Annotated in this window: 15 protein-coding genes; 5 read left to right on the top strand and 10 right to left on the bottom strand. The window is 71.0% G+C overall.

Annotated features, from left to right (window positions below; genetic code table 11):
• Positions 1-138: 138 nt before the first annotated feature.
• Together AAFN86_RS05850 and AAFN86_RS05855 are read right to left on the bottom strand one after the other, a co-directional pair.
• Positions 139-1080, bottom strand: a complete 942-nt coding sequence (locus tag AAFN86_RS05850) for a hypothetical protein (RefSeq protein ID WP_347542293.1) — start codon at positions 1078-1080, stop codon at positions 139-141.
• Complete coding sequence (locus tag AAFN86_RS05855; protein ID WP_347542294.1) at positions 1080-3035, bottom strand: heparinase II/III family protein; 1956 nt, start codon at positions 3033-3035, stop codon at positions 1080-1082. Before AAFN86_RS05855 ends, AAFN86_RS05850 begins: the two co-directional genes overlap by 1 nt.
• 241 nt (positions 3036-3276) lie before the next feature.
• Here AAFN86_RS05855 and AAFN86_RS05860 point away from each other — a divergent pair, with 241 nt between their 5' ends.
• The 3 genes from AAFN86_RS05860 to AAFN86_RS05870 all read left to right on the top strand — a co-directional run bounded on the left by AAFN86_RS05860 (position 3277) and on the right by AAFN86_RS05870 (position 9770).
• Complete coding sequence (locus tag AAFN86_RS05860) at positions 3277-5967, top strand: SLBB domain-containing protein (RefSeq protein ID WP_347542295.1); 2691 nt, start codon at positions 3277-3279, stop codon at positions 5965-5967.
• A gap of 404 nt (positions 5968-6371) precedes the next feature.
• On the top strand, positions 6372-8465 hold the full coding sequence (locus tag AAFN86_RS05865; protein ID WP_347542296.1) for a YjbH domain-containing protein: 2094 nt from the start codon (positions 6372-6374) through the stop codon (positions 8463-8465).
• 246 nt (positions 8466-8711) lie between these two features.
• Complete coding sequence (locus AAFN86_RS05870) at positions 8712-9770, top strand: undecaprenyl/decaprenyl-phosphate alpha-N-acetylglucosaminyl 1-phosphate transferase (protein ID WP_347542297.1); 1059 nt, start codon at positions 8712-8714, stop codon at positions 9768-9770.
• Here the strand turns inward: AAFN86_RS05870 and AAFN86_RS05875 are convergent.
• From AAFN86_RS05875 to AAFN86_RS05885, 3 genes are all read right to left on the bottom strand, one after another.
• Complete coding sequence (locus tag AAFN86_RS05875) at positions 9751-10434, bottom strand: YjbF family lipoprotein (RefSeq protein ID WP_347542298.1); 684 nt, start codon at positions 10432-10434, stop codon at positions 9751-9753. The two genes, AAFN86_RS05870 and AAFN86_RS05875, sit on opposite strands and share 20 nt — an antisense overlap.
• A 57-nt stretch (positions 10435-10491) precedes the next feature.
• Positions 10492-12498, bottom strand: coding sequence for a TRAP transporter fused permease subunit (locus AAFN86_RS05880; protein WP_347542299.1), 2007 nt, complete (start codon positions 12496-12498; stop codon positions 10492-10494).
• Positions 12499-12743: 245 nt separating this feature from the next.
• On the bottom strand, positions 12744-13718 hold the full coding sequence (locus AAFN86_RS05885; protein WP_347542300.1) for a TAXI family TRAP transporter solute-binding subunit: 975 nt from the start codon (positions 13716-13718) through the stop codon (positions 12744-12746).
• A gap of 145 nt (positions 13719-13863) precedes the next feature.
• On the opposite strand from AAFN86_RS05885, the gene AAFN86_RS05890 reads away from it, so the two are divergent.
• Both AAFN86_RS05890 and AAFN86_RS05895 read left to right on the top strand, forming a co-directional pair.
• Positions 13864-14562 (top strand): CBS domain-containing protein, encoded by a 699-nt coding sequence (locus AAFN86_RS05890; RefSeq protein WP_347542301.1) that lies wholly within the window; start codon positions 13864-13866, stop codon positions 14560-14562.
• A 105-nt stretch (positions 14563-14667) separates the two neighbouring features.
• Entirely contained in the window at positions 14668-15615 is a 948-nt protein-coding gene (locus AAFN86_RS05895) for a transglutaminase family protein (RefSeq protein WP_347542302.1), read from the top strand.
• On the opposite strand, the gene AAFN86_RS05900 is transcribed toward AAFN86_RS05895, so the two are convergent.
• The 5 genes from AAFN86_RS05900 to AAFN86_RS05920 form a co-directional block, all read right to left on the bottom strand.
• Entirely contained in the window at positions 15616-16200 is a 585-nt protein-coding gene (locus AAFN86_RS05900) for a nitrile hydratase subunit alpha (protein ID WP_347542303.1), read from the bottom strand.
• Positions 16201-16202: 2 nt separating this feature from the next.
• Complete coding sequence (locus AAFN86_RS05905) at positions 16203-16496, bottom strand: SH3-like domain-containing protein (RefSeq protein ID WP_347542304.1); 294 nt, start codon at positions 16494-16496, stop codon at positions 16203-16205.
• Entirely contained in the window at positions 16493-16786 is a 294-nt protein-coding gene (locus AAFN86_RS05910; protein ID WP_347542306.1) for a nitrile hydratase, read from the bottom strand. The genes AAFN86_RS05905 and AAFN86_RS05910 overlap by 4 nt, the downstream gene beginning before the upstream one ends.
• A gap of 105 nt (positions 16787-16891) precedes the next feature.
• A complete protein-coding gene (locus AAFN86_RS05915; protein ID WP_347542307.1) occupies positions 16892-17761 on the bottom strand; it encodes an SH3 domain-containing protein in 870 nt (289 codons plus the stop codon).
• Positions 17762-17806: 45 nt separating this feature from the next.
• On the bottom strand, positions 17807-18181 hold the full coding sequence (locus AAFN86_RS05920) for a hypothetical protein (RefSeq protein ID WP_347542308.1): 375 nt from the start codon (positions 18179-18181) through the stop codon (positions 17807-17809).
• Between the last annotated feature and the right edge of the window lie 292 nt (positions 18182-18473).

Consider the following 18473-nt stretch of genomic DNA (forward strand, 5'->3'; position numbering starts at 1 on the left):
CGGCATCGGGCCGGGCCGTGGCGAAGGGACGGCCCGGCGCGGCGCGATGCGCCGGTCGGTCCAGCCGAAGGTCCCGGGCCCTGTGCAGCATGGGGTCGGCCGGCGGGCGTCGCCTCGGTGCACCACCGCGCGGGGCATTCAATCCGCATTGGCCATCCCCGGCGGAGGCCGGACCGGCCGAGTCGGGCGGTCCAGGGTCAGCGCCGGTTCCTGCCGAGGGCGCGGCGCGGCCGCGGCGATCACCGCCGCCGCCGGGTCGAAGCGCAGCAGCAGCAGGGCCGCGGTGCCCAGCAGCACCGCCATCGGCACCGTCACGCCCAGCAGCGCCAGCAGCAGCGGCCGGTTCGGCAGGGACGGGCGGATCTCGACCATCGGGGCGGAGACCAGCCGCGCGGCCACCACCTCATCCGCCGCCACCACCAGCGCGGCGCGCTGCTGCTGCGCGAGCAATTCGTACAAGCTGTTGCGCAGGAACATGTCGTTCTCCCGCGCGATGCGCCGTTCCAGCGCGGCGACGCGGCGGCCGGCCTGGTCGGCGAGATCGGCGCGGACCTTGGCCTCGGCAAACCCGTGCAGCCGGCGCAGCATGTCGAGGGCGAGCGCCGGGTTCTCCTGCGCGATCTCGAGCGTCCAGGTCACCGAGGCGAGCGACTGGGTCACCGAGAGATTGCGCGTCAGCCAGTCGAGCACGTCGTCGGCATCGGCGGCGCGATCGGCGCCGACCAGCGCGCGCAAGGCGCCACCCGCACCGCCACGGCGGCGTTGCGTCAGCGCGGCCGCGATCGCGGTGTCTTGCGCCAGCATCCCGGCCGCTTCGGGCGAGCGCAGCGCCCCGAGATAGACGGCGAAATTCCCGTTCGGCCGGGTGTCGAGCAGTCCGGCGGGTGCGAAGGGTGACGGCGAGAGCAAGGAGGAGACGGCGAAGGAGGTGGTCTCCGCCGGCGCGACCACCGCCTGCGCGACATGGGCGCGCGGCATCATCAGGACGATCGCGATGCCCACGCCCCACAGCACCGCCATGGCGATGAGCAGGCGCCCGCGCCAGCGCCACAGCCCGGCCAGCAGCAACGGCAAGGGCATCAGCTGGCCTCCACCAGCGTGGTCAGGCGGGTGACCGGCGCGGTGGCTGTCAGTTCCAGCACCGGGGCGGGTTCGACACGGCCATAGGCCGGGCTTTGCCAACCCCGCACCAGCCGGATGCGGCAGGGTGCATCGGCGGACAGGCGCAGGCGTGCGCGCGGGCCTTCGGCGCCATCGGCGGTGACGTGCCATTCCCCCGGCGCCAGGCGCCAGCGCAGCGCCAGGCGCGCAAAGGGCCCGGCGACGTGGTCCTCGACAAAGGCGCCGTCGTTCGTGACCCGGATGTGGCGTTCATGCCGCCGGCCGCATGAGTCGCGCAGCGCGGCCCCATCCGGCACAGGGCGGCAGCGTGGCCAGCGGGCGAAGAGGAAACGCCCGACCCGGGGCATCTGGTCCTCGTCGTCGAACTGCACGGTGTTGTGGCCGGCCGTGCCGGCGAGTGCCGCGGTCCACCAGGCGCAGCCGGGCGGCGGATTGTAGGCGCCCGTGCCGCCGTCGATCAGCAGCGGTGCGCCATCCAGGGTGAGGTCGAGATGGAGCAGGTCCGCCTGGGCCGGGCGGAACCGCAGCGGCGCGCCCGTGCGCAGAAGGAAGCGGAGGCGCTGGCTCCGCCCACCCATCCAGCCCTCGGTATGCCAGGTATCCGAAGCACCGGAGAGGTCGTGCCCGCGCTTACCCCCCCAGGCCCTTTCATCGCCTGGCACCCGCCGGCCAACCGGATCCAGTCCCCTTCCGGATGCGTCGCCGGCCAAAGCGTCCCTGGCCCCCCCTCGCGCCATTTGCCCCCGCAGCCAGAAATCCGCATTCCAAAGGCCCGCTGGCCTTTGGTGGGGGTGGTCCGGAGGGGGCAAGGCCCCCTCCGCGGTGCCTGGCCATCCTGCCCCGCATGCATCCGGCGCCGTCCCGAACAGCTGCATCGCGCGCCCCACGCTGCCGCGCGCGTCGTCCGCGCCATGCAGGGACAGGTCGGCGAAGGCGGAATCATCGACCGCCCCGCAGCGTGGCAGGGCGCCGGTCAGCGGATCCATCACGCGGTGCAGCCAGTGCGTCGCCGCGGCGGCGCGACCCCTGAACGGCGCCGCGAAGGCCGGTTCCCCATGGCGGCGGCGGAACCATTCCGCGACCACCAGCGTGTCGAGCAGAAGCCGATGATAGCCCGGCGAGGCCTGCGCGAAGGCGCCGTCCGGGGCGACCAGCCGCGCGACGGCGTCCGCCAGTCCCCGCGCGCCACGGCGCGCCAGCGCGGCATCGCCGAGGACCAGGCCGATGACGAACAGCGCCGCCGGCTCGCTGACTGCGTGGTTGTTGTCCTGGGCGGCGGCATAGGCGCGGGTTGCGTCAATGCGTCGGGCATGCAGCGACAGCAGGCGGCGCATGGAAGGTGTCGGGGCGCGGTCGAATTCCAGCAGGGCCAGGGCGAGGCACAGATGCATCGCGCGCAGCGCGGCTTCCTGCCCGCAGGCCCAGGCCGGCCCGCGATAGGCCGGATTGGCATCGGCCCAGCCGCGCAGCAGCGCCTCGGCCCGCGGCAGATGTCCGTCGTCGGGCGCCAGCCGCGCTGCCATCGCCAGCAGCGGCAGCGCCAGCAGCCGGTTCGCTTCCCAGACCGGGCGGATATCGCCGGGCACGAACAGGTCGAGGCCCAGCGCATGCGCTCCGGCCGGGAACGGGCCGTGCCAGCCCGGGGCCACGGCGGACTCGGCGGCGCCGGCCAGCGCGGCGGCATCGCCCGACATCCCGCCCGACGGCCCATGCGGCGGCAGGAGTTGCCCGGCGGGCAGGGCGGCGTCGGCCAGCGCCCGTGCGACGATTCCGCTGTGCAGGCGAAGCCGGTGCCAGGCCATCAGCGCGCATGCGCGCGGTCCAAGGCGCCAGGCCGCATCGGCCAGCAACAGCCGACGTGCCAGGCCGCCGCTGCCGAGCGCGGCGGGTGGGGCGGCCTCGACCGGGGTCACGCTTTCGCTCAGGGGCGGGCTATCCGATGATTCACAATCACCAATAAGTTGTATATTAGTTTTCCAAATTGTCGCTAGGCGTTCCTCATCCCGTGCCATCGCGCCCTCTGTCCGATCCGCGCATGTTACTGACGCGTCTTGCCGATGCATTTTCATCGGCAAGACGGGCAGTGCCGGTGCGCAGGGCATTGCCGTGCTGCGGCCTGGTCTGGTGCCCGGTTCAACCGGCAGCCCTGCGCGCATGAGGGCCCTGCGTCGCCTGCGCCCGTTGCTGGCGGCGGCCCTGGTCGGCCTGTCGGCGACGGCATTGGGGCAGACCGGCGGCGGATCCGCGCTGCTCGCCCCGCCCACTCTGCCGCCCATCATGCCGAGCGGCACGCCGCTTCCGAACCTGCCGCCCGGGACCCAGCAGGACCTGCTGCAAAGGCTGCTCGACGGCGGGGCGAGTCGCGGGCCGCCGCAAGGCATGCCGCGCACCGCGCCGATCCTGCCCGCGCCGGCCTACGCGGCGCAGCCTCTGCCAGCGCCCTCGGCACCCGAGGACCCGCTATCCTCCGCCGAGGCATTCTACGCCGCGCGGTTGGAAGGCCCACCGCTGCGGCAATTCGGTTACGAGACCTTCCGCGGCGGTGGTGGTGGCGCGGCGCTGGGATTTGGGGCGCTGCCGGAGGACTACGTCCTCGGGCCGGATGACGAGTTGATCGTCGCCTTCCGCGGCCGCGCCCGGCAGACGCTGACGCTGCGGGTCGGGCGCGACGGCACGCTGCTGCTGCCCGACCTCGCGCCGATTCCCGCCGCCGGGCGCAGCCTCAAGGAACTGCGCGCGCATCTGGAAGGCCTGGCGACGCGCGATCTCGGCGGGTCGGAGGTGTTCGTCTCGATCGGCCAGGTCCGGCAGATGAACATCTTCGTCGCCGGGGAGGTGCTGCGCCCTGGCTTCCAGACGCTCAATGCGCTGTCGACGCTGCTGGATGCGCTGTCGGCGTCCGGCGGCGTGCGCAAGACGGGGTCGCTCCGCGCCATCCGCATCGAGGGGCCGCGCGGGCGGCGGGTGGTCGACCTCTACAGCGTCATTGCCGATGCGCCGGGGGACTCCAATCTCGGGCTGCGCGAGGGCGACCGCATCATCGTCCCGCCGGTCGGCGGATCGGTCGCCGTGGCCGGCGATGTGGCCCGTCCGGCCATCTACGAATTGCCGGCCGGGCGCGTCGCCGCACCGCTCGCCGAGTTGCTGGCGCTTGCCGGCGGCACAATCCGTCAGGGCGGCAATCGGCTGCTGGTGCAGCAGGGCGACGGCGCCGGCCGGCGATCCTTCGCCGAGCTTGCCCCGGCATCGACCGTCCGCCGCGGCGACGCCGTGCTCGTGCAGCCCGGTGCGGATGTCGTCGCCAACACGGTGCGCCTGGCGGGGCACGTCACCATCCCCGTGACCCGTGCGGCGTCGGGCGGGCGGCAGACCCAGACGCTGCGCGGCCTGATCTCCGACCGCCGGCTGCTGCGCAACGATCCCTATGTTCGGCTCGGCGTGGTGTGGCGCGCCGATGCGCAGACCGGGCAGCGCGGCTTCCTCGCCTTCGATCTCGGCCGCGTGCTGGAAGGCCGCGCCAACCTGCCTCTGCGCGAAGGCGACGAGGTCATCGTCTTCGCGCGGTCCGACATCGTCTTCCTCACCTCCCCGGCCGTGCAGCGGGCGTTGCGCGGAGAGGCGCCGGCAGCCACGCCCAATGCGCCCCCTGCCGCGGATTGCCCAGCGCTGACGGCGCTGGCGCTGGCCTCCCGCGCCTCGCCCCAGCGCTATGCCCATGTGAAGGGCGCCGGTTTCCCCGAACTCGGCAGCGCGGCCTGCCCACAGGTCTATCTCGATTATCCGGACCTGCCGGCCTTCCTGCTCGACCAGTCGGTGGTGCTGACCGGGGAGGCGCGCGCCCCCGGCCTGTTCCCGATCACCGACGACACCGGGCTCGACCAGGTGATCGCGGCGGCTGGTGGGCTGTCGGACGCGGCCGATCTGCGCGTGGTGGAATTCGCGCGCGAGCCGCCGGATGCTGGCGGCGCCATCCCGCTCGCGCGCACGCGGTTGGACCTGACCAGCCGCAACTTCGCCGCCATCCGGCTGTCCGCGCGCGACACCATCCGCATCCCGCGCGGCTTCGGCGACCGCGACACCGGTCCAGTCATCCTGCTTGGCGAATTCCTCCGTCCCGGCACCTACGACATCCGCCGCGGCGAACGCCTGTCGGAGGTCATCGCCCGTGCCGGCGGGCTGACGCCGCACGCATACCCGTATGGTGCCGTCTTCACCCGCAGTTCGGTCCGCGAGCGCCAGCAGGAAGGCTTCGCGCGCACGGCCCGCGAGTTGGAGACCAGCCTGATCCAGGTCGCCTCCGGCCAGGCGGTGGCCGGGTCGCGCGGCGCCGGCGTGGATCTCGGCGCCGCCATCACCGCAGGGCGCGAACTCGCCAATTCGCTGCGCGAGGCGCGCGCCGCCGGGCGCATGGTGGTGGAGGCCAATCCCGTGCTGCTCGCTGCCCGCCCGGAACTCGACGTGCTGCTGGAACCCGGCGACATCATTGCCATCCCCAAGCGGCCGAACGAGGTCACCGTCGTCGGCTCGGTGCTCAATGCCGGCTCCCTGCAATTCCGTTCAGGCTGGCGGGCCAGCGACTATGTGCGCGCCTCGGGCGGCACGCAGCGTTTCGCCGACGTGTCGCGCGCCTTCATCGTGCTGCCCAACGGGCAATCCACGGCGGCCGGGCTCGGCGCCTGGCAGCAGGGCGGGCCGCCGGTGCCGCCGGGCAGCCTGGTGGTCGTGCCGCAGGACCCCAGCCCCTACGAAACCTGGGGGTTCATTCGCGACCTGACGCAGGTGCTCGGGCAGATCTCCGTCTCCGCCGCGGCACTGGCGGTGATCTCGCGTGAGGCCGGGCGGTAGGCGATGACGAGGCATCTATGCGTCAGCCGGATGGGTGGCGGGCGTGTGCGGCCGGGGGACGGGACCGGCGGGGGCCTTGCCCCCTCCGGACCTCCCCCACCAAAGGCTTAAGGCCTTTGGGAACCTCAACCTGGCGATGGGCAGGCCGGGCCGTCCGCAAGGGCATTGGACTGTGCTGTGCACGGAACACGGAATCTCATCCGGGTGCCGCGCCAGCAGCGCGCACCATCTTCGCGGCGCACCCACCATGCCCGGAACCAATTACCCGCGGTCCAGGGGGCCGTAGCCCCCTGGCGGGGAGGTTTGGAGGGGCAGCGCCCCTCCAATCGCGTCCCTGGCGCCTTGCCGCCACCGCGCGAAAAGCCCTTCCCTGGCACCGGGGCTGTGCGTGGCGCGCCCTTGCCGTGTTCCTCCTGCTCGCACCGTCCGCCCGTGCCCAGGATGCCGGGATGCCGGTGGAGGGCACCGGGTCCGATTGGGGCGGCGTCGGGCTGATCGAGATGCGCAATGCGCGGTTCCGTCCCGACGGCACGCTCGAGGCCGGCTTCGGCCTGCGGCACCAGCGCAACTTCTGGTTCCTGAATTTCCAGGCGCTGCCCTGGCTGGAGACGACCTTCCGGCTGTCCGAGCGGCTTAACGGCACGACCGGGGAGGGGATGGTCTCGGACCGGTCCTTCGACATCAAGATCCGGCTGTGGGAGGAGAATGACTGGCGGCCGGCGCTCGCGGTCGGCATCCAGGACATTGCCGGGACCGGGATCTATGGCGGGGAATACCTGGTGGCGTCGAAGCGCTTCTGGGATTTCGACGTAACCCTGGGGATCGGCTGGGGGCGGCTGGGGACCTATGCGGATACCGAGAATCCGCTGGTCGACACCTGGTCCGGCTTTGCCGACCGGCAGCGCAATGTCGGCCAGGGCGGCACGCCGCGCTGGGGGACCTATTTCCACGGGCAGGACATCGCCTTCTTCGGCGGGGTGGAATGGACGGTGCCGCCGATCGACACGCCCTGGGGCGTGCTGGACGGGTTGCGCGCCAAGATCGAGTTCAGCGGCGACCAACTGCGCGATGAGCGGGGCGGGTATCCGGCCCGGACCACCAATCTGCGTGGGCTGTCGGATTCGCGGGTGAATGCCGGGCTGCAATGGTCGAATGACTGGCTGGATGTCGGCGTGCAATACGTGAACGGCACGGATGTGCTGCTGCGCGCCTCGGTGCGCATGAATCCGGACGATCCGCCGCGCATTCCGTTGCCAGCGCCGCCGGCGATGGCCGGACGGCCCGAGGATGCTTCGCCCGAGGCGCTGCTGGTCGCGCCGCGCCTGTTCGACGCGCTGCGCGCAGCGGGGCTCAGCCCGCGCGCCGTCGCGATCGAGGGGGAGGAGGCGCGGATCGCCGTCGGCGATGGGCGATACCGCACGCTGGCGCAGGTGGTCGGGCGGGTGGTGCGGGCGGCGCAGCCGCTGCTGCCGCGGCAGGTGGAACGCGTGGTTGTCGCCTGGTCGCTTGCCGGGGTGGAGATCGCGCGGATCATGGTGCTGCGATCGGCGATGGAATCCGCCGCGCGCGGCCAGGGCAGCGCCGAGGAGGTCTTCGCCACCGCCATACTGATGGCGCCGGGCGAGGGCTTCGAGGATGCGGTGCAGGCCCCCGGGCCGTTCTTCGACTGGCGGATCGAACCGGGGCTGCGGCTGGTGCTGGGCGATCCGTCGCGCAGCGTGCTGTGGCAGGCGGCGGTGGCGGCGGGCGCGCGGGTGGAACTCGGCGCGGGCTTCTCGATCGCCGGGGGGGTGGCGCAGGTGGTGGCGCAGAACCTGTCGGGGGCTGCGTCGTCGGATTCGCTGTTGCCGCATGTGCGGTCCGACTACGCGCTGTATGCCGAGGAGGGGCGGAACTTGGCCGTCACCTCGCTGTATGCGGAACGCATCTGGTCGGTGGCGCCGGATGTCTTCGCGCGGGCGACGGCGGGGTATCTGGAACCGATGTTCGCCGGCGTGTCGGGCGAGATCCTGTGGCGGCCGCATGACCAGCCCTTCGGCATCGGACTCGACATCAACTACGTCGCGCAGCGCGACTATGACCAGCGCTTCGGGGTGCAGGACTATCGGGTGACGACGGGGCAGGTGTCGCTCTACCTCGATCTGCCGTGGTGGAACCTGACGACGACGCTGCGCGGCGGGCGGTACCTGGCGGGCGATTGGGGCGGGACGATCGAGGTCGCCCGGCGCTTCGATTCCGGGATCGAGGTCGGCGCCTTCGCGACCATGACCAGCGCGTCCTATTCCCAGTTCGGCGAAGGGTCGTTCGACAAGGGCATCTTCATCCGGGTGCCGCTCGACCTGTTCGGGGTGCAGACGCGATCGACGATGGGGGCTGTGATCCGGCCCGTGCAGCGCGACGGCGGCCAGCGCCTGGCAGTGGAGAATCCGTTGTGGGAGGTGACGCGCCAGGGCCGGGAGGAGGCGCTGCAGCGCGGGGCGGCCTGGTTCACGCGGTAGGGGTTGCCGAGGCGATGGGCGGGGCAAGGCTTCGGTAACGGCAGGGCATGCATCAGGCCCGAAACCTGGATGCCACCCCGACTCCGTCCGTCGCCCAAAGCGCAGAAATCCCGCGGTCCAGGAGCCCGTTGGCTCCTGGCGGGGTGGTATGGAGGGGCGGCGCCCCTCCAATCCTCGCGCTCATGCACCGGTGCCCTTCCCATCGCTGGACGCACCGCCCTGGCCGGGGCATAGCCGCTCCCGCCCATGCTGATCGACGCTGTCCTCCGGCATCTTGCCTTCGCGCTGTGTCTCGCTGCCCTGTCGGCCGGGGTGGTGCGGCTGATGATCGCCTATCCGATCCTGGACCATCCGAATGAACGGTCGTCCCATGCGCGGCCGACGCCGCGGGGCGGCGGGGTGGGCGTGGTGGTGGCCTTCGTCGCCGGCATGGCGGCGCTGTATGTCGGGGCGGAGTATGCCCGGCTGCCGCCACCGCAATTCCTTGGTGTGATCGGCGCGGCGGTGGCGATCGCCGCCGTGTCGCTGTGGGATGACGTGGCGGATCTGCGCTTCGCCGTGAAGCTCGCGGCGCAGGCGGTGGCGGCGCTGGTGGCGGTCGCTGCGGGGCTGGTGCTGGACCGCCTGGCGCTGCCCTGGATCGGGCAGGTGCCGATCGGCTGGCTCGGCGTGCCGCTGACGTTGTTCTGGATCGTCGGCTGCACCAATGCGGTGAATTTCATGGACGGGCTGGATGGCCTCGTCGGCGGGTCGGCGTTCCTTGCCGCGGTCATCCTGTGCGTCGTGGCGGGGGACCAGGGGGGCTGGTTCGTCTATGCGGCGTCGCTGCTGCTGGCGGCGGGGCTGGCGGGCTTCCTGCCGTTCAACCTGCACCCGGCGCGCATCTTCATGGGCGATGTCGGCAGCCAGTTCCTTGGCTTCATGATGGCGGTTCTGGCCGTGGCGGCGGCGCGGTTCGATGCCGCCTCGGTGTCGTTCCTGATCGTGCCGCTGCTGCTGTTCGGGCTGCTGTTCGACGCCGCCTTCACCCTGGCGCGGCGCGCAGCGATGGGCGAGCGCGTGGCGGCGGCGCACCGGACGCATCTGTACCAGATGGCGCAGCGGTCGGGCCTGGGCGTGCGGACCGTCGCCGCCGTGCATTGGGGCTTCGTGCTGTTCCATGGCGGGCTGATCGCGCTGTTCCTGCGCATGACGCCGGGGACCAAGCCGCTGATCGTGCTGCCGGCGCTGGCCGTGCAGGTCGCCTGGGCGCTGTATGTGGCGCGGCGGGTGCGCCGCGCGGGGCTCACCTGGGCAGCGGGATGATCTCGACGGGCGGGCGTGTCGCGATGACCTCGACCACCAAAGGCGGCAGGTCGTCGCCGACCCATTGTTCCGAGCGGAACACCGCGTAAGACCGCGCATCCGCCCAGAACTGGCTGGTGAAGGTCGCACCGCCGCGGCAGGTCTCGGTGACCAGCAATGTGTCTTCGACCGCGGCCGGGGTGACGGTCATCCGGCAATCCAGGCGCACGCCGAAACGCATGCGCGTCGGGTCGCTGGCGGATCGCATCAAATCCACCACGCGGGTGGCGCGCCACTGCCCCTCACCCAGTTCGGGCAGCCGGGCGAGCAGGTCGGTGCCGTCGAAGCGCGTCGCGGCCAGGACCTGGCGCAGCCCCGCCGTAGCGACGACGCGCGCGCCATCGGTTGCCACCGCGACGCCGCCCGGCGTGCGCCACAACCGGCGCTCCCCTTCTTCCTGCAACAGCACGGCGACGCCGCGGCGGGAGCCCAGGCTCAGCCGCAGCGCCGGTTCGCCGTCAGCCGGCTCGGCGGGGGTGCTCTCCCACTCCCCTTCGGGTTCGCCGGTTCCGAACAGCGCTTCGGTCAGGCCGGCCGGCAGCAGGTTGACCGACAGGATGTCGTCACCGGAGGACGACCCGCAGGCGACGGGCAGCAGCAGACAGAGCAGGGCGGGCCAACGCATAATGCGAGAATATCATGTCGCATTGATAAACCCATGGGTGAAATTGCGATGCTGCGTTCACGCCGGCCGCGGTCGCTGAAGCGCCAGCAGCCCGATCGCGAGCGCCACCCCGATCCAATGCGGATAGGGCAGAAGGTCGGCGGCGAAGTGCTCGATCAGTGCCGGGAAGATCATCAGCAGGCCGGCGACGGCCAGGGCGAAGCGCTCCCACACCGCCATCATGCGGCGTCCGTAGCCCTGTGCCGCCGCCGCCAGCGCAGCGAGCCCGCCGGCCGCCAACAGCGTCTGCCAGGCCACGTCGATCCAGGTCATGCTCGGCGTGAAGTTCAGCAGCAGGCCGACGCCCTCGGGGTCGGTGACGAAGACGAAGGGCAGCAGGAAAGCCGGCAGTGTGTATTTCCACGCCTGCAAGGTTGTGCGGTACGGCCCCGCGCCGGTGATCGCGGCGGCGGCGAAGGGCGACAGCGCGGTGGGTGGCGAAACCTCCGACAGCACGGCGTAGTAGAAAACGAACATATGCGCGGCGTAGTCCGGGACGCCGAGCTTCATCAGAGCCGGCGCGGCCACCACCGCGCAGATGATGTAGGAGGCGGTGACCGGCACGGCGAGCCCGATCACCCACACGATCAGCGCGGTATACAGCGCGGTGACGACGACCGACCCGCCCGCCGCCTGGATGGCGATGTCGCTGAACTTCAGCCCCAGCCCGGTCAGCGTGATGACGCCGACGATGATGCCGGCGCTGGCACAGGTCGCGGCGATGCCGACCGCCTGGATCGCACCGCTCGCCAACGTTTCGATCAGCCGCTTCGGCCACAGCGCCTGTTCGGGGCGGATGAAGGAGAGCACCACCGCGACGATCATCGCGTAGAGCACCGACAGGGTGGCGGAATACCCCCACACCATGAAAATGATGATCGCGATCAAGGAGGAGAAGTGGAAGCCGTAGCGGCGCACCAGCGCCGGGATGGGCTCGACGGTCATGCCCTCGACGATGTCGATGCCGCCGCGTTCGGCGCGGATGCGCTTCTGGTCCAGCTCGACCATGAACAGCAGGGACGCGTAGTAGAGGATGGTCGGGATAACCGCCATCTTCAGCACGTCGAGATAGCCGATCTTGAGATACTCGGCGATCAGGAAGGCCGCGGCACCCAGGACCGGCGGCGAGATGATCGCACCCAGCCCACCGGCCGCCAGCAGCCCGCCGGCATCATCGGCGCGATAGCCGACCTTCTTCATCATCGGCCAGGCGACGGTGCCCAGCGTGACGGTCGTCGCCACCCCCGAACCCGACGGCCCGCCGAGCAGGAACGATGACAGCACGACCGTGCGTCCCGCGCTCGCCGCCTTGCCGCCGGTCGCGGCGAAGGAGAAATCGACGAAGAACTTCCCCGCCCCGCTGTTCTGCAGGATGGCACCGTAGATGGTGAACAGGATGATCAGCGTCGCCGAGACATCGACCGCGGTGCCGAATATGCCTTCCAGCGTGATGGTCAAATGCGGGATCAGACGTTCGGAATCATAGCCCTGGTGCTGCCAGGGCGCGGGCAGGTGGTTGCCGAAGAAGCCGTAGAGCAGGAAGGCGATCGCCACCGCCGGCATCACCGGCCCGGTTGTGCGCCGCGCCGCTTCCAGCACCAGCGCGATCAGCATCCAGCCGACGACGATGTCCATCGGTTCGGGGAAGATGTAGCGATCCTGCAGGTCGTCGCCGCCGGCGATCAGGTAATAGATGCAGTAGACCGCGGCGGCGGCCAGTGCGACGTCCCACGGCATCAGCCGATTGCGGAAGCGTCGCAGCACCGGGAAAAGCACGAAGCCCAGCACCAGCGCGAAGCCGACATGGACGTAGCGCAGCGTCGTGGTCGGCACGATGTCCCAGGCCGCCCACAGGTGGAACAGCGACATCGCCAGCGCGAGCATGGTCGCGCCATAGCCGAGCCAGCCGGAGAAGCGGTTCTGCGCGCCCTCCTCCTCCTCGATCAGTTCCTCGATGCGCGCGGCGGTGGCGTCGTCGAGCCCTTCGGTCGCAGCTTCGGGCGGCAGGTGGTGGGTGGTGGTCACAAGGCTGCTCCGTCAGGGCATCGTCGAAAAGGGGAAGGTTGGAGGGGCGCTGCCCCTCCAAGCCACCCCGCCAAAGGCCAGCGGGCCTTTGGAATGCGAGTCCTTGGTGTTCGCGAGGGCGTTCGGCACCTGCGGCGTAAGCACGGACTGCCCGTTCCGTCCGGCACCGAAAGCCCGCATTCCAAAGGCCCGCTGGCCTTTGGTGGGGGTGGTCCGGAGGGGGCAAGGCCCCCTCCGTCTCCCGGTCAGAGCGTCGCGCCCTGCCCCTTCCAGAACGCCTCGGCCGCGGGATGCCAGGGAATGCCTGCCGCGGCGGTCTTCTGCCCATCCAGCACGAAGTCCCGCGCCGCCGAATGCACGCGTGCCCAATCCTCCCGGTTGCCCCAGGTGATCTGCAGGATCTGCGTCACCAGCGCGGCGGGCATGTCGTCCCGCACCGCCATGATGTTGCCGACCGACATCTGCTTGTTCGGCGTCGTCTGGCCCGGATAGGTGCCGGCGGGAATGACCTCGGGGAAATAGACGGGGCCGTATTTCTCGGTGATGCGCGGGATGTACTGGTCGTGGTCGATCAGCACGATCTGCACGCCAGGCGTCGCACCCAGGTCGGTGATCGCGCTGGTCGGCACGCCCGAGACGAAGAAATACGCGTCGAGCTTGCCGTCCTTGATCGCGTTGGTGCTCTCGGCGGGGGAAAGCCGTTCGCGCGCACGGAAGTCCTTCTCGCGGTCCAGGCCCGCGCCTTCGATCAGCCGGAAGGCCATCACCTCGGTCGCCGAACCCGGCGCGCCGGTGGAAATGCGCTTGCCCTTGAGATCCTGGATGGACCGGATGCCGGTGGAGGCCACGGTCACCACCTGCATGCGGTTGGTATACAGCACCGCGATGGCGCGCGCCGGCACCGGGCGGCCGCGGAAGCGGTCATTGCCGCGCAGCGCATCGACCGCCGCATCGACCTGGGTGATGGAGATGCCGACGCGGTTGGCACCCAGCAGCTGCATGTTGGCGACCGACCCGCCGGTCACCTCGACCGTGGCGCTCATCCCCGGGATGCCGCGCGACAGGTAGTTCGCCAGCGCGCCGCCAAGCGGATAATAGACGCCGCCGGTCGTGCCGGTGGCGATGGCAAGCTGCTGCGCCGCCTGCGCGCGGGCCAGCCCCGGCAGGGCGAGCGTTCCGGCTGCGGCGGCCACGATGCTCCGACGTGAAATCCCGGACATGTTTTTGTTCCTCCGAATTCTTGAACCGAACCAGCCTGATAGCGGGGAGCGGCAATTCCTTTAAGCCCCCGCCGTTGATCTGGCGCAAGGCCGGACGCCATTCTCCCCGGCATTCTGCCGTCACTGAGCCCTGGAGGAAGAAGTCATGCCTGGCCTGACCGCCCGCGATCTGATGACCCCTGATGTCGTGACCGTGCCGCCGGAGACCCCGGTGATGGCCATGGCACGCCTGCTCGCCGATCGCGGCATTTCCGCCGTTCCCGTGGTGGACCCCGCCGGCGCGGTGCTCGGCATCGTCACCGAGGCTGACCTGATCCGACGCCTGGCGGGTGAGGAAGACAAGCCGACCTCCTGGTTCGGCGCGCTGTTCGCCGACCCGGCGAGCCAGGCCGAACGCTTTGCCCGCACTCACGGCGTGACGGCAAAGGATCTGATGACGGAAAAGGTCGTGACGGTTGGCCCCGACACCACCGCCGCGCACATCGCCCACATGATGGAGGAACAGAAGATCCGCCGCGTCGTGGTGCTGGACGGCGACAAGCTGAAGGGCATCGTCAGCCGCGCCGACCTGTTGCGCGCGCTGGTGGCACCCGCGCATGAGGACGCGGAACTGTCCGACGAACGCGTCCGCCGCGCGGTGATGGCCGCGATGAAGAAGGAGCCTTGGACGGACACCTTCTACACCATGGTCGAGGTGAATGCCGGCGTCGTCACCTTCCACGGCTTCCGCCGGTCCGACGTGGTGCAGAAGGCACTGCGCGTGCTGGCCGAGAACGTGCCCGGCGTGAAGTCCGTGGTGGACGACACCCAGCCCATGCCGGTCTTCATCTACGGCGCGGCCTGAACGCTGCGCCGCGGATGGCGTGAAACCATCGGCGGCATTTCGCGCTAGGATGGCTGGCGGCCGGGGCGACCCGGCCGTACCGCTTTCCCCGGGGAATCTGCCGACATGGCCCGCGTTCGTATCCGCCACCTGACACGCTATGAGTATCGCAATCCGGTCGGGTTGACGCAGCACCGTCTGATGGTGCGCCCGCGCGACAGCCATGATCTGCGCCTGCACGACGCGACGCTCTCGGTCTCGCCGACGCCGATGGTCACGCGCTGGGCGCATGACGTTTTCGGCAATTCGGTCTGCCTGATGGATTGGGCACCGGATGCGACGACGGACCATCTCGAGATCATCTCGAAGCTCGACCTCACCCACTATCCGGCCGGACCCGAGTTACCGCTGGCGACGCTGGATCCGGCGGTCGAGGTCTTCCCCTTCTCCTACGGCGCGGAGGAAGCACCGGACGTCGCGCGCCTGCGCGAACGGCATCTGCCCGATCCGCAGCGGCGCGTGGATGCCTGGGCTCGGCGTTTCCTCGCGCAGGGGGAAGCGACCCACACCCTGCCGATGCTGGAGGCGATGACGCGCGCCATCCGCGACGAATTCACCTATGAGGGCCGCGATGCGGAGGGCACCAACACCCCCGTCGTCACGCTGGAGACCGGGCGCGGCGCCTGCCGCGATTTCACGCTGCTGATGATGGAGGCGGCGCGCAGCCTCGGCCTCGCGGCGCGCTTCGTCACCGGCTACCTCTATGAGGACAACGGCGAGGGCGCGGTCGGCGGCGGCGCCACCCATGCCTGGTGCGCGGTCTACGTGCCAGGCGCGGGCTGGGTGGAATACGATCCGACCAACGGGCTCGTTGCCGGCGAGAACCTGATCCGCGTGGGCGCGACGCGCACACCCGAACAGGCCGTGCCAGTCGGCGGCGGGTATTTCGGCGATGCCGACGATTTCCTCGGCCTGACCGTCGATGTCACGGTGCAGGTGGGCGACGATCCGCCGGCCGAACCGCCGGTGGAGGCTGCATCGCCGTCGGCCGAGGATGCCTCGGCGCCAGCCTGATCAGCCGGCGGCGGGCACCGCGACGCCGACCAGCGAATCCCGCGTGACGAGGGCGGCGAGCCGCGCCTCGTCCCAGCCCTCGGTCCCCGCCGGGCGCATCGGCAGAACCATCCAGCGGTAATCCGCGGTGCTGTCCACGACGCGGATCTCGACGCTGTCGGGCAGGTTCAGCCCCCATTCGGCCAACACCTGGCGCGGTTCGCGCACTGCGCGGGACCGGTAGGCGAAGGATTTGTACCAGTTGGGCGGATAGCCCAGCACGGCGCGCGGGTAGCAGGAGCACAGGGTGCAGACGACCAGGTGATGCCGCCCCGGCGTGTTCTCCAGCACGCCGAGCGGCGGCGCGCCGGCCATCGACACGCCCATCTGCTCGGCGGCCGCCTTGCCGTCGGACAGCAGCAGGGCGCGATAGGCCGGGTCGGTCCAGGCCTTCGCGACCATGCGCGCGCCGGTCTCCGGGCTGGCCTTGTCGGTGCTCGCCTGGCGCGCGGCGATCTCGGCCTCGGTCACGATGCCCTTGGCTTCAAGCGCCGCCACCAGCCGGTCGAGCAGGGCGATGCTGTCGGGGCGCGGGGGGGCTGCCATGGTCAGGCTTCCTCGAGCCAGTGTTCGAAGACTTCCACCATCACGGTGTCGGCGGGCTTGCCCTCGTGCCAGATCGGTTCCTGCGCGAACAGCACATGGTACAGCGTGCGCTTCGGCGCAGGCCGGGCGAAGGCGAGGTCCTCGGGGTTCGCGAAGACGCCGAGCGGGCGCACCACCGTGCCGGTGCGGCCACGGATGTAGTGCGGCGTGCGGATGTGGCAGGGGCCGCGGCGTTCGGGCCAGTCATCCTTCACGCGCACGGCGGCACCAGGGGCGAAGCGGGGGGTCTCGCTCATCGCAGCGCACCTTCCTCGACCTGCCCCTTCTCCACCATCAGAAGGGCGATCGACCGCAGCCAGCGCTCGTAATAGCCGAGGGCGAAATATTCGCCCTCCGGGATGCTCTCGATGCCACGTCGAAGTTCATCCACCGTCATCAGGCCCTTCTGCGCGAGGATCTGGCGCAGCGCATCGACCTTCTTGCCGAAGGCGTCGGGCGGGGCCTCGTCATGTTCAACTGGCGTGCAGTGGAAGCGCGCCGCGCCGCCGAGGTCATGGATCGCTGGGATGGGCGTGTCGTCGGGCATGGCGGAAAGCTAGAGCAGATTGCGTCCGGATGGAATTATCCGAACGCGTGAAGATGCTCGTCCGGCAATGCCCGAATCAGGCGGCGTGGACGCAAGGGGCGCGGCCTATTTCACTTCCTCATCCGGCAGCACGCCCCAGACCTCGGCGCGGCGGATATAGCCGCGATAATCGCCGGCCTGCGCCTCGCACCAGGGGCTGCGCGCCTCGCACAGGCGCAGCCGGACCACCACGCCGGGGCGCAGCCTGGCGACCGCCGTCGCGTCATCCTCCGCCCGGCGGCGCAACGCCACCTCGGTGCCCGGGGCGCCGCGCACGATCGCGCTGCGGCGGCCCATCAGGGTCGATTGATGAACCCAGCCCTCGGTGCCCTCCGGGTCGCGGATGCGGCGCCACAATTCGAATTCCCGGGTGATCTCCACCGGCAATTCGCGCCGTTGATAGGTCCATTCGATCGGAAAACGCGTGCCCGGGCCGGTGCGCAGGTTCACCTCATCCGACCGCAGGGCGGCGAAGCGCGGCAGCGCCAGGCCGGTCACCGAGCCGGTCGAGGGCTGTGGTTCGGGTGCGGGCTGCACCGGCTCCGCGGGGCGCGCGGCCGCGCCGGCGGCGGCCCCGGCACCCGCGGCGGCCCCTGCCGCAGCACGGCCCCGATTGGCGGCGGGCGGCCGGGTGGCCTGGGTCGCGGGGGCGGTGCGCGGGCGCGCATCGGGCCGGTTCGGCGGGCGCACCACGGGGGCAGCCTGCGGCGTCGTCAGGCGTGGCGCCGGCGGCGTGGCCGCGCGGGGTGCGCTGGCCACCGGCGGACGGGCCGGCGTTGCCGGCGACGTCGGCGCTGTCGGTGCGGCAGGCGCGCTGCCGCCGGGGCGCTGTGGTGGCGGCAGGCTGCCTGCCCCGCCGAGGGAGCTTTGCGCGGCGGCAGGCAGCGCGCCGAGCAAGGCGAGCGCCACGAGACCGGGGCGGAGGAGTTCCGTCATGGCTTCTTCTGTCCACCCCGCGCCGTTGTCGGGTCAAGCGCCGCGCTACAGGGTAATGACCTGTCCGTCCCCGACTGCATCCAGAAACGTTGCAATCCCTGCCACCTCGACCCCCGGGGCAAGGACGAGGCTGCCCAGGTCCTCCGCCTTCAGCCCTGCCTCGCAGGCGATGCGCCGGACGCCCAGTTCGGCGCAGGCTTCGAGCAGCGTGGCGATGCCCGCGACCCCGCGCGCGATGATCGCCACCTCCCGCGGGTCGTCCAGCAGGGGGCAGGATTCGGCCAGCAGCAGGCAACCGCGGTTGGTGGCGAAAAGCGTCACGGCGCGCCCCAGGGCCGCGGCCCCGGCAGCAACGACCAGGGCGTAGTGGCCGCGGGCATGGCCGCCGGATTCGAGGAGGATGCCGAGGCGGCGCGTCATCGGGCGGGCAGCGCGGAACCGGAGGGGCCTTGCCCCTCCGGACCACCCCACCAAAGGCCAGGGGGCCTTTGGAATGCCGATCCCTGGCGCCGCGGGCGGCGGACGGAGCTGATATGGTGGCGCGACCGATGGGCCACCGTGCCCGGTATGGGTTTCCAAAGACCCACCGGCCTTTGGCGGGGAGAGGTCCGGAGCGGGGCAGAGCCCCTCTCCGCGAGCAACCGCTGTGTCATCGCCACCCTCTGGGGCCGATCGCGCCTGACGGGAATCCGCCGGTCGCGGGAAGATACGC

This window comes from Roseomonas sp. CAU 1739, assembly GCF_039839775.1.
Taxonomy (GTDB): domain Bacteria; phylum Pseudomonadota; class Alphaproteobacteria; order Acetobacterales; family Acetobacteraceae; genus Neoroseomonas.